Here is an 11578-nt window from a genome sequence, read left to right as displayed (position 1 = left end):
CATGGCAAATTCTGCACGTAGGAATTCGGACGCCGCACAGGCAGTTCGCGTTGTCGTTGCTGTGCTTGCGGCTCTCGTGATTGCTTTTTGCGGATGGTCCGCGTATCAGTATGCAAACGGATCCGATCCGCTTGCCTTCCTGGGCGGCAATACGCTCCAAACGGTCGAGGAGGGCTCATCTTCTTCGCCATCGCTGGAGCTTGCATCTTCTTCGGTGACCGATGACGATGTCAAAGGGCAGATCGCTCGGCTCAAATACGGTTCGGACGATGTCTCTCTTTCGACAGGCGACGTGAACGTTGTTCTTGGCAAGGACGGCATCTGGATTGAAAACGCGAGCGATTCCACGGCGGAGGATGCAATCACCAGCACCGCGCGTCGCGCCGCCGCCCTTGCTTCATGGGCGCGTGAGGCGAACGTTAAGGTTTCGCATGTTACTTGGATTGCCGAGGACATGGCCGGCTCCGTGCGCGTTGTCGTTTCCTATCCCGTGGAGCGTGCGAGCAAAAACGAGGATACTGCGCAAATCCTGGCTGGTTGCGATGGGTACCGCATCTCGGGCGACGCGTATGCTGCCCTTGGTAAAGACCACGGCTTCAAACAAGAAGCGGGCGATGCTCCTGTTTTGCCCGATGACGCAGAGGTTACCGTTATCGAGCAGGCCACCTCGCAAGGTGAGGTTCTTGTCAAGACAACGGAATCGCATAGTGTTCTTGCTGCTCAGTCTCAAGCGGGGTCGGGCTCGGGCTCGAGTTCGAGTTCCCCTGCTCAAGCGGATGCGAGCATTACCGTCTCTGTCACCGTGGATGGTTCTGCGGTTGGCGCCGGTAGTTCTTCGGCATCTGTTTCGATTCCTGCTGGAGCAACGGTCTATGACGCCTTGTGCGCAACCGGTGTGAGCATCAACGCTGGCAATACGCAGTTTGGTCTATATGTCTCTTCGATTGGCGGCCTTGCCGAGAAAGAGCACGGTGGCAAGAGCGGCTGGACGTATTACGTCAACGGCGTAATGCCCATGACGTCATGCGCTAACTATAAGCTTGCAGGCGGCGAGAAGATCGTCTGGCGATATGTGACGGGGGAGTAGCCTCTAGGTATCGCTTTGACTCGATTGCTCAATTGCGCCGGGATCCTTTGCGGATCTCGGCGCTTTTTGTTGCAAGACGTGCGGGCTGCCTCTCGGGCCGTATTGGTTCGGCTTGCGAAGCAGATGCTTTCATCGTTGTGTGCGGGCATTGGGACGTGGGCTCTGGGGCGGGGCAGAGGCCGTAGCTGTGCTGCGTATCGTGCACAGACGGCGAGGACTGCGCCACCGTTGCTCTTAGCTTTTCCGCGCGCGAGGACCCATACATATACAAAAGCGCCCCGCAGAAAACTCTGCAGGGCACCTATCAATCAATGTGCTATTGCTGACGGCTATGCGCGGCTGCCGTCCAGAAAACGACGACGGCTAAAGTAGTTGTACCAGGTTACCAGGAACGTGGATACGAGCTTCATGAACTGGTAGCCAATGTTGAAAACGGCGACGCCTACAAACATGTACAGGTCGTTGAGACCAAGTCCGATGGCGGAGAGGATGGCAAAAATCGTGAACTCACGCTTACGGCTCATGTCCTCCTTATGCTCAAAGACAAAGCGCATGCTCAGTGCGTAGTTCACTATCACAGAGGCGATAAACGAGACCGTCGTGCTAAAGAGGAGGTCGATATGCATCCATTCAACCAAGACCAACAGTAAGGCGTAATCAACCGCGAGGGAGGCAAATCCCACCACGGCGAATTTTGCAAACTGCTTTGTTGTTGGCATGTTGGCAAGTTTTCGCACAGATGCTCCTGATTAGACGCTTACGGACATAAGGTAGTAAGTCCGAAGAGATACTTTATGGGTTTTGTTATGCAAAGGTAAGGGGTGGCCTTACAAAACTACTAAGCCTACAAATCCGTAGGCGGTAGGTGAAGGCCATCTAAACGGCCGAATGTTGTTTACTGGGCAGAATCGGCAATGCTGGGTAGGAACGGCTCAACGCTGGTCAAAAATCCGCAGCCCGCATGACCCAGCGTCTGCCTCGTGCGCCGTGCGGGCTTGCGTGCAGTTAGACCTGGCAGACCTCGGGCAAGACGCCGTTTCGATACGCGTCAAGCAGGAGTCGCAGGTCGTTGATATGACGACGGATCTCTTCGCCGGTGTCGGTGTCGGAAACCATCAAGCGGCGTTTTGCGACATCAAAACGCGTGGTCACGCTTTGAATGTCGGCGTTGCTGGTCAAAGCCTCGTCAACGCTCTTAAACGCTTCGTGCGCCTTTAGGCGCATGCCACGCGAGCTGGAGATGAGCGTATAGCCTGCGATGCCGGTTTTGGGATGGTAGGCGCGGCAGAAGCCGCCATCGATTACCAGCAGGCGTCCGTCGGCGCGAATGGGCTTTTCGCCTGCAACGGTTTTGACCGGTGTGTGTCCATTGATGATATGACCCGTGCCCGGCAGAAGGCGGAACTCACGCATGATGGCATCGCATGCAGGGATTTCGCGCGTAAGGGTGAAGTATGGATCCATGGGCTCCTCCCATGAGGTACGGTCCTCGATATAAGAGCGCTCGAAGGTTTTGACGAGGCGGCCGGACATTGGCGATTTGAAGCCGATCCACAGATACCACATCCAGTCGAGAGCATCGCGTTCGCGCGTGCGCCATGCGCGGCGGGCCACGTTGTCGCAAAAATCGAGATAATCGCGGCCAGAGCGATACGTTCCCATGCAACTGAAGCTCGAGAACGTGCCGTCGTCATTCATGGGAACACAGCCGTGGAACAGAAGGTTGCCGTTGCGTACCAGATAAACGGACCCACGGCTGTAGAGGAATTCGATATGGCGACGCAGATGATCGGCTCCGGTGAACTCTGCTACGAGCTTATCGACGATAGCCTGCTCTTCCTCTGTAAGATCGTAAGGGTGTTCGGAGTCGACGGTGGGGAAGTCGGTTGTACGCATCTTCCAGGTAATGCCGTTGATATCGATGGTGCCCGCATCTGTATCGATCTTGTCGAGCAGCAGACGATCTTGCATGTCGAACTCGGGGTGGCGCATGATGATCTGCCCCTCGAGCTTGAACAGCAAGACGTTGATGGCTTTGATGAGCGGCGTGATGCTGTCGTTGGCGTGATAGGTCTTGTTTGCGAAGGCGACAAGGGCGCGCAGCGAGATGCCATAATCGTTTTCGAGGATCTCGTAGTTGTCGTAGCGCAGATTATTGCGCAAGACGCTGATGATGCACGCTTCTTCGCCTGCAGCGGCTCCCATCCATAAGATGTCGTGATTGCCCCATTGGATATCGAGCGAATGGTAGTCCATCAAGCGGTCCATAATTTTTGCCGCGCCACCGCCGCGGTCAAAGACGTCTCCCACAAGATGCAGGTGATCGACTGCCAGGCGCTTGATGAGCGCCGAGAGCGAGCGGATAAAGTCGTCGGTCGAGTCGGTCTCGAGAATCGAGTCGATGATGCGCTCGTGATAACGAATGCGGTAGTTGTTTTCATCCGGGTGCGTATGCAGCAGCTCATCGATGATATAGGCGTAATCGTGGGGGATGGCCTTGCGGACTTTGGAGCGCGTATAGCGACTCGAAAGGGAGCGCGCCACGGTGATGAGATGGTTGAGATTCTCTTTGTACCAGGTGGGGGAGTCCCGCCTCGCCGCACGCACCAATCGCAGCTTTTCGCTTGGATAGTAGATGAGCGTGCATAGGTCACCCTTTTCGCAGTTGGACAGCGTATCGCCGAATATTTCGTCAATGTGCTCGCGAATAACGCCCGAGCAGTTGTTGAGGATGTGCATGAAGGCTTCATATTCACCGTGCAGGTCACTCATAAAGTGCTCGGTTCCTTTGGGCAGATTGAGAATCGCCTGCAGGTTGATGATCTCGGTGAAGACAGACTGCTGATTGGGAAACTGCTGCGAGAGCAGCGAGAGATACTTTAGGGTTTGTTCGGCACGTTCGGTAGCGACCATCGATATGCTCCTTGTCGCTCGTGGGGCGTTGTTGCCGCAATGGCTGGCATATACCAGTGTAGCCATGATGCAGCGCGACAAGGCGGGGGCTATCAAAGAATCGTGCGGTCATGCGTTTTAGCATGGAGACGGTATGTGCGCGGGCCGAGTGTATTCCGTTTACGCGCGCACAGCTGCCGCCGACGCCTACCAGCAAACGTGCGTGTCTCGATGCGTATGCGTGGAGTGGGTGTTTTCGCGCTCGGTGCATTCGCCCGCATGGTCTTCCAAGAGCTTCCAAGCGGGGATATCCAATCCGTCGGCAATGCGCTGCAGCGAGTCAATCTGTATATTGCAGCCCCGGCATTCAAGCGTGTTGATCATTTGACGCGAAAGGCCGACCATCAGGCCAAAACGTGTTTGGGAAAGGCCCATCTCCTCGCGCGCACGGCGAAGGTTGTCACCTAAAATACGCGGAAGGGTGCCTGCTGTGTAGACCCCTTCCGCTTTCTCGATTTTATGGGGCATATTGTGCTTTCGATTGCTGCCCGCGGGCTAGTTGAACTGGTTGCGATATGCCTCGCATACTTCTTTGACAGGGCCATCCATGCGAAGATCGCCCTTTTCGATCCAGACGGCGCGCTTGCAGATGCGCTCGACCTGCTCGATGGAGTGGGAGACAAACAATACCGTGACATCGCCCGATTCGATGAAGTGCTGGATTCGCTGCTCGCATTTTTGCTGGAAAAAGACGTCGCCAACGGAGAGGGTTTCGTCGACAATCAAGATGTCGGGCTCGGTGATGGTGGCGATGGCGAACGCGATACGCGCCACCATGCCGCTGGAGTAGTTCTTAAGCGGCATATCCATGAAGTCGTGCAGCTCGGCAAAATCGACGATCTCATCCAGGTGTTCGTCGATAAACTGCTTGGTGTAGCCAAGCAGCGCCCCGTTGAGGTAGATGTTCTCGCGCGCGGTGAGCTCCATGTCAAAGCCTGCTCCCAGCTCGATGAGCGGGGCGATGTTGCCGCGCACGATGCACTCGCCCTCACTGGGCTCCAGCACGCCGGCAATCACCTTGAGCATGGTGGACTTGCCCGAGCCGTTGGTGCCCACAAGGCCTACCACGTCGCCGCGGCGCACCTTGAAGCTAATGTGCTTGAGCGCGCGGAACTCCTTGAAGAACAGCTCGTGCTTTGCGAGCTTGATGAAGTATTCCTTGAGGTTGTTGAGCTGCTCGGAGGCCATGTTAAAGATCATGGTGACGTCGTTGACCTCGACGGCGTACTCTTCGGCCGCAGCCGCGGCGTTCTTTGCATCTGACATGCCGGGCTCCTAGATATAGAGGATGAACTTGTGCTCGTTCTTGTGAAAGACGGCGTAGCCGATAACCATGGCGATAACCGCCCAGGCAACGCAAAGCCCGAACTCGAGCGGGGTGGGGCAGGTCTGGAACAAGAAGATATCGCGCATGAACTGCAGGTAGTTATACATGGGGTTGGCATACATCAAGACGCGCAGGATGTGCGAGTCCATCATGGGGATGAAGTCGGTGGTCCAAAAGATCGGGGTGAAGTAGGTCCATGCCGTGAGCACAACGCTCCATAGGTGCATGACATCGCGGAAGAACACCGTGGCGGCAGAGAGCAAAAGGCCCAGGCCCATGCAAAAGAACATGAGGAGAATCAGGCAGATGGGAAGTAGCAGCAGATGCCAAGTGGGCACTACGTGGAACCACAGCATGACGATTGCCACCGCGATAAGCGAGAAGGCGAAGTTCACGAGTGAGAACAAGACCTTTTGCACCGGAAAGACAAAGCGGTGCACTTTGACCTTTTTAAGCAGTGAAGATGCGTAGATGATGGAGGAAAGCGCCTGGCTTGTGGAATCAGACATCACGGCGAAGGTGACGTTACCCACAATGAGGTAGAGCGGGTACATCTCCGGCGTGATCGATTCATTGCGCCCTTGGGCGAAGATGGTGGTGAACACAATGGCCATCACGATCATCATGAGCAGCGGATTGAGCACGCTCCAGGCAACGCCCAGGAAGCTGCGGCGATATTTGATTTTAAAGTCTTTGCCCACAAGCTGCTTGAGGATAAAGATGTCTTTTTGCAGCTCGGTTTTTGCGTGGGTGGATGTGGATGCTGACGAGGTATCTGCCACGAGCGGTGCTCCTTGAACAGGTGGTTCGTATTATTCGAAGGTTTATGGTAGCACGGTATGGGCTTCGGCATCGTTTTTGCATGAGTGCACCTGTCGTGCCGAAAAGCCGCTCTCTCACGCTATAATCTCCCGTTGGATACGAGACCATATCGTTATGGAGGGAGCCCGTCGCATGCGTCAGGGGTTTGACAACGGCAGGTACATCGAGCTGCAGGCGGAGCATATCCGCCAGCGTATCGGACAGTTTGGCGGCAAGCTGTACCTGGAGTTCGGCGGCAAGCTCTTTGATGACAACCACGCGAGCCGCGTTCTTCCCGGCTTTGAGCCCGACTCCAAGTTCCGCATGCTCAAAAGTATTGCCGATGAGGTCGAGGTCATCATCGCCATCAACGCGAACCATATCGAGAAGAACAAGGCGAGGGGAGACCTGGGCATCACGTACGACGAGGATGTCCTGCGTCTTGTCGACCTGTTTTCCAGCAACGGTTTTGCCGTCGCCGCCGTCGTTATCACTCAATATGCGGGCCAGCCTGCAGCCGATGTCTTCCGCCATCGCCTAGAAGAGCTGGGCATCACCGCAAAGCTGCACTATCCCATCGAGGGCTACCCCCACGATGTCGACTTGATCGTTTCGCCCGAGGGCTATGGCAAGAACGAGTTCGTGGAGACGACGCGCCCCCTTGTGGTGGTTACCGCCCCGGGTCCTGGCTCGGGCAAGCTCGCTACCTGCTTGTCGCAGCTCTACCACGAGCACTTGCGCGGCGTCGAGGCTGGCTATGCCAAATTCGAGACCTTCCCTGTGTGGAACCTGCCGCTCTCGCATCCCGTCAACATCGCATACGAGGCGGCAACCGCCGACCTCGACGATGCGAACATCATCGATCCGTTTCACCTGGAAGCCTATGGCAAGACCGCGGTTAACTACAATCGCGACGTCGAGGCATTCCCCGTGGTCCGTGCGCTTATGAAGAAGATCTTGGGCGAGAGCCCCTATCAGAGCCCAACCGACATGGGCGTCAACATGGTTGGTTTTGCCATCACCGACGACGAGGCGTGCTCCGATGCGAGTCGCATGGAGATCGTGCGCCGCTATTTTGCCGGCCGCGAGCAGGTTCGTCGCACCGGTATGGGTGACGAGCAGGTCGATCGCCTGAAGCGCATCATGACCAAGGCGGGCGTCGATAGCGACTATTCTCCCGCGCGTGCCGCGGCCTGCGCTCGCGAGCAGGAGACCGGGGCGCCTGCGGGTGCCATGGTCATGCCCGATGGCTCTGTGGTAACCGGCAAGACATCCGATCGCCTGGGTTGCGCCAGCTCGCTTCTGATGAATGCGCTCAAGGCTGTTTCTGGTGTCGACCTTGAGGTCGAGGTCATCAGCGACGATGCCATCGAGCCCATCAGCCGCTTGAAGACTCATTTCCTGGGCAGCAGTAATCCGCGCCTGCATACCGATGAGACCCTCATGGCCCTCTCCATCACCTCGGCGGAGAGCGAGGTTGCGGCGCGCGTCCTTTCCGGCCTTGAACAGCTGCGCGGCTGCGATGCGTTCTTTAGCGTGATCATCTCGCCTACCGACGAGGAAGTCATGCGCCGCTTGGGTATCAACGTGTGCTGTGAGCCCAAGTACGAGCGCCATACGCTTTACCATCGCTAGGCTGCTTTGCAACAAAATGCCCCTGATAAAGACCGGTCCAGGAGAGCCTGAGGCCGGTCTTTGTCCGCCTGCCAAAAATACGCGCTATCATGCCGATTTTTTATATTTTGCGCGTTTTATTGCCCTAAAATATGCAAGAGCGGCCGGATGAGCCCGGTCGCGTGTCCGCCCATGGCGCAGTGACGGAACGTTCTAAGGACATAGCATGGCAGGTAGGGGACGTGCAAGCGTTGCCGATATGGCGCGCGTCGAGTTGGCGATTCTACAGAGTATCGATGCCGTGGAAAAAAGAGGCGACGCTGCTGGGTTCTCCCGTGCATGGCTCGCCAAGCAGGTTGGTGTAAGCGAATGGCGCATCCACGCCGCTATCTCCCGGTTATCCGAAGCGGGACTGCTCGATCAGGAAGTTCACTTTACCGAGGCCGGGGCGCAGCTCCCCAACACGTATTCGATCACCGATTCCGGCAGGTGGTATTTCAAAGGTTTGGAGATGGGGAAGCGCATCGCTTCAGAAAAGCGATAGCTGCCTTTCCTGCTTTCGGTGCGCCACCGAAGCTACTGCTTTTGAAAGGGCGGTTCTGGCATTTGATGCCGGGGCCGCCCGATTTCTTTTATTTCGATTTTAATTTTCAATAGCATGTCCAAAGTCTCGTCGTACAATAAAGACCCGTCGAAGACAATGGAAACTTCTACGGGAAGCGCAGGTAACTAAATATGACCAAGCATGTTTTTGTAACTGGTGGCGTTGTTTCGTCGCTTGGCAAGGGCATCACGGCGGCTTCTTTGGGCCGTCTTCTTAAGTCGCGCGGATACAAGGTGACGATGCAGAAAGCCGACCCGTATCTCAACGTCGACCCGGGCACCATGAGTCCGTTCCAGCATGGTGAGGTCTTTGTTACGGAGGACGGCTATGAGTCCGACCTCGACCTTGGTCACTATGAGCGCTTTATCGACGAGAACCTTACCCGCGATTCCAACTTCACCACTGGCGCTATCTACAAGAGCTTGATCGCGCGCGAGCGCCGCGGCGATTTTCTGGGCGGCACCGTCCAGGTGATTCCCCATGTCACAAACGCCATCAAGGATAAGTTCCGCCGCATCGAGGAACAGACGGGCTCCGACGTGGTCATTACCGAGTTGGGTGGAACCATCGGTGACATCGAGTCACAGCCCTTTGTGGAGGCCATTCGTCAGTATCGCAAAGATGCTGGCCCCGAGAACGTCTGCTTCATCCATGTGAGCTTGGTTCCCTATATCGCCGCAGCTCACGAGGTCAAGACCAAGCCCACGCAGCATTCCGTCAAGGAGCTGCGCAGCTTTGGTATCCAACCCGACATCATCGTCTTGCGCTCCGATCATGATATCGACGACAGCATTCGCTCCAAAATCGCCAGCTTCTGCGATGTCGACACCGATTGCGTGTTTACCAATGAAGACTGTGCAAGCATCTACGATGTTCCGGGCCTTTTGGCGGATCAGGACTTCGACTTGCGTGTCTGTGAGCGTCTGGGGCTCGACCCGCGCGAACGCGATATGGCCGACTGGAATGCTTTCATTGGCAAGCAAAACCACGCTAACAAGCATGCGGATCGCGTCAAGATTGCCGTAGTGGGCAAATATACCCAGCTTCCCGATGCCTATCTTTCCGTTATCGAGGCTCTGCACCATGCGGGCATCTTCTACGATCGCCATGTCGATGTCCAGCTTGTCGACGGGGAAAGCCTTGACGCCTCGAATGTGAACGAGGTTCTTTCCGACGCTTCCGGCATTCTGGTGCCTGGCGGTTTTGGCAAGCGCGCCTTTGATGGAAAGATCTGCGCCGCCCGCTATGCTCGCGAGCATAAGATTCCCTATCTGGGTATTTGCCTGGGCATGCAGGTTGCAGTGTGCGAATTTGCTCGCAACGTTGCCGGTCTTGCGGGCGCGAGCTCTTCGGAGTTCGATCCCGAGGGCCCGCATTCCGTTATCGACCTTATGAGCTCGCAAGAAGACGTGACCGAGAAGGGCGGCACCATGCGTTTGGGTGCCTATCCCTGCAAGCTCTCAGAGGGCACTCTCGCGCGCGAGGCTTATGGGGAGGAGCTTGTTTACGAGCGCCATCGTCACCGTTTTGAGTTCAATAACGCTTATCGTGACCAGCTTGCCACGGCGGGACTGGTTATCTCCGGCGTTTCGCCCGATGAGCGTCTGGTCGAGATGATAGAGCTTCCCCAGGATGTTCATCCGTGGTTTGTTGCCACCCAGGCACACCCTGAGTTCAAGAGCCGTCCGACCAAGCCGCAGCCGCTGTTCCGCGAGTTCGTTCGTGCGGCTATCGGCCAGCATGAGGGCACATCGCGCGAACTTGTGAACCCGCATAATCCGCAGGAGAAGTAGTTGTCGCAACGCTCTCGCGATATGAATGTTCGTATGGACCTTTCCGATTCTGCCACGACGCGGGATCGGAAGGTCCCTTTTGTTTCTGGGACGCCAGGAGCTTTTCGGGGACGGTCGGCGGGAGATCTACTTACGGGTAAGACCCCACTTGAGCATAACGTACGTGATTTTCTCAATCATCTGGTGGTGGAACGCAATCTCTCCGCAAATACTGTGGCTGCGTATCGTCGCGATCTCGAGGCGTATCTTGTGCATCTGATCGGACGGGGCATCGATGCTCCCAAGGACGTTCGACGTGCGGATGTGGAGGCGTTCGTGGCTGCGCGACGTGACTGTGGCTATGCGAGCGCGTCGATCGAGCGTGCGCTTTCCTCGGTGAAGAGCTTCCACCGTTTTTTGGTGCGCGAGGGGATCTGCGAGACTCATCCAACGGCTAACGTGCATCTTCCCAAAAAAGAGGAGCGTCTGCCCGACTATATTTCCATCGATGCTGCGCGGGCATTGCTTGATCAAGAGTTTCCAGCCGGTGCCGCCGGCGCGCGCGACCGGGCGATGCTCGAGGTCCTTTATGGCTGCGGTCTACGCGCGAGCGAATTGGTGGGCCTAGACGTACAAGATCTCTATTTGGATGACGAGTTTGTCCGCGTGCTCGGCAAAGGGTCGAAACAGCGCTTGGTGCCCCTTTGCGGCTCTGCTCTCAAGGCTCTTGTCGATTATCTCGACGGACCACGCCGCGAGTTGGCGGCTCATGCTCGTCGTGTCGCCGCGTGCCCGGGTGTTTTCTTGAATAAGAACGGCGGACGCATATCGCGCCAATCCGTTCATGCTATCTGCGAGCGCTACGGCCGCCTGGTGGGTATCGAGGGACTGCATCCCCATACGCTTCGTCATTCGTTTGCAACCCATATGCTTGCGGGCGGTGCCGACCTTCGTGTCCTGCAGGAGATTTTGGGGCACGCCGACATCTCTACGACGCAAATCTATACCCATGTCGACCGCACCCATCTGCGCGAGGTATATCTTTCGGCGCATCCTCGCGCCTAAGGGGTACGCTGGGTGCGCTGCCGTCGTAAGTCTCCGCAGACGTCGTGCCGCCTCTTCTCTCGCACGCGCGAATGTGTGGCGGTAAATCGCGTTTTTTCGAATGTGTGGCGGATAATCATGCATCTATAGGCAGTTTTTGGCCTTGGGGCATTTCAAAAACCGCCACTCATTTAAAAGTGTTTGAAAAACCGCCAGTCATTTGGTATCGCGTCCCGAAAAGTGGTGTAATGCCGTCCCCCGGAGCGGGCCCTCCCCATGCTACGCCGCGCGCAGCTTCCTGTCGAACGCCTCCTCGACGAGCGCGAGGACGCTCCCGACCTCGGCGGGCGAGGGCTCGGGCGACGGGGCCGCCGAGA

General features: G+C 56.7%; 9 protein-coding genes and 1 pseudogene. 5 read left to right on the top strand and 5 right to left on the bottom strand.

All coding sequences use genetic code 11. The features are described from left to right. Nucleotide 1: 1 nt before the first annotated feature. Nucleotides 2-1087: a DUF4430 domain-containing protein gene (locus HF320_RS06640; RefSeq protein WP_169277627.1), complete on the top strand. Its 1086-nt coding sequence runs from the start codon at nt 2-4 to the stop codon at nt 1085-1087. 329 nt (nt 1088-1416) lie between these two features. On the opposite strand, the gene HF320_RS06635 is transcribed toward HF320_RS06640, so the two are convergent. From HF320_RS06635 to HF320_RS06615, 5 genes are all read right to left on the bottom strand, one after another. Beyond that, on the bottom strand, nt 1417-1824 hold the full coding sequence (locus HF320_RS06635) for a GtrA family protein (protein WP_249360775.1): 408 nt from the start codon (nt 1822-1824) through the stop codon (nt 1417-1419). A gap of 268 nt (nt 1825-2092) precedes the next feature. Next, the gene (locus tag HF320_RS06630) at nt 2093-4000 is read right to left on the bottom strand and encodes a fructose-1,6-bisphosphatase (RefSeq protein WP_169277626.1); all 1908 of its coding nucleotides are present in this window, start codon (nt 3998-4000) and stop codon (nt 2093-2095) included. 186 nt (nt 4001-4186) lie between these two features. Further along, nucleotides 4187-4507, bottom strand: a complete 321-nt coding sequence (locus HF320_RS06625) for a helix-turn-helix domain-containing protein (RefSeq protein WP_169277625.1) — start codon at nt 4505-4507, stop codon at nt 4187-4189. A gap of 27 nt (nt 4508-4534) precedes the next feature. After that, a complete protein-coding gene (locus HF320_RS06620; RefSeq protein ID WP_169277624.1) occupies nt 4535-5305 on the bottom strand; it encodes an ABC transporter ATP-binding protein in 771 nt (256 codons plus the stop codon). 9 nt (nt 5306-5314) lie between these two features. After that, nucleotides 5315-6148 carry an ABC transporter permease gene (locus HF320_RS06615; protein ID WP_169277623.1) on the bottom strand — a complete coding sequence of 278 codons (834 nt, stop codon included), beginning with the start codon at nt 6146-6148 and terminating at the stop codon, nt 5315-5317. A 172-nt stretch (nt 6149-6320) separates the two neighbouring features. Between HF320_RS06615 and HF320_RS06610 the strand changes: the two genes are divergently transcribed. The 4 genes and pseudogenes from HF320_RS06610 to xerD all read left to right on the top strand — a co-directional run. Further along, nucleotides 6321-7802, top strand: a complete 1482-nt coding sequence (locus HF320_RS06610; RefSeq protein ID WP_169277622.1) for a DUF1846 domain-containing protein — start codon at nt 6321-6323, stop codon at nt 7800-7802. Between the two features lie 205 nt (nt 7803-8007). Next, nucleotides 8008-8325, top strand: coding sequence for a hypothetical protein (locus HF320_RS06605; RefSeq protein WP_022386365.1), 318 nt, complete (start codon nt 8008-8010; stop codon nt 8323-8325). A 191-nt stretch (nt 8326-8516) separates the two neighbouring features. Continuing rightward, nucleotides 8517-10178, top strand: coding sequence for a CTP synthase (pyrG, locus tag HF320_RS06600; RefSeq protein WP_169277621.1), 1662 nt, complete (start codon nt 8517-8519; stop codon nt 10176-10178). A gap of 159 nt (nt 10179-10337) precedes the next feature. Then, nucleotides 10338-11222 (top strand): annotated as a pseudogene (xerD, locus tag HF320_RS06595) (site-specific tyrosine recombinase XerD); the annotation flags it as partial. Between the last annotated feature and the right edge of the window lie 356 nt (nt 11223-11578).

Source organism: Collinsella acetigenes (assembly GCF_012844445.1).
Taxonomy (GTDB): domain Bacteria; phylum Actinomycetota; class Coriobacteriia; order Coriobacteriales; family Coriobacteriaceae; genus Collinsella; species Collinsella acetigenes.
The sequence above is the reverse complement of the archived record's forward strand: the minus strand, read 5'-3'. Positions and strand labels throughout refer to the sequence as shown.

What these genes read in the sequence shown, in the direction of transcription:
- HF320_RS06640 (WP_169277627.1), top strand. Translation starts at nt 2, where the DNA reads ATGGCAAATTCTGCACGTAGGAATTCGGACGCCGCACAGGCAGTTCGC.
- HF320_RS06630 (WP_169277626.1), bottom strand. Translation starts at nt 4,000, where the DNA reads ATGGTCGCTACCGAACGTGCCGAACAAACCCTAAAGTATCTCTCGCTG.
- HF320_RS06625 (WP_169277625.1), bottom strand. Translation starts at nt 4,507, where the DNA reads ATGCCCCATAAAATCGAGAAAGCGGAAGGGGTCTACACAGCAGGCACC.
- HF320_RS06620 (WP_169277624.1), bottom strand. Translation starts at nt 5,305, where the DNA reads ATGTCAGATGCAAAGAACGCCGCGGCTGCGGCCGAAGAGTACGCCGTC.
- HF320_RS06610 (WP_169277622.1), top strand. Translation starts at nt 6,321, where the DNA reads ATGCGTCAGGGGTTTGACAACGGCAGGTACATCGAGCTGCAGGCGGAG.
- HF320_RS06605 (WP_022386365.1), top strand. Translation starts at nt 8,008, where the DNA reads ATGGCAGGTAGGGGACGTGCAAGCGTTGCCGATATGGCGCGCGTCGAG.
- pyrG (WP_169277621.1), top strand. Translation starts at nt 8,517, where the DNA reads ATGACCAAGCATGTTTTTGTAACTGGTGGCGTTGTTTCGTCGCTTGGC.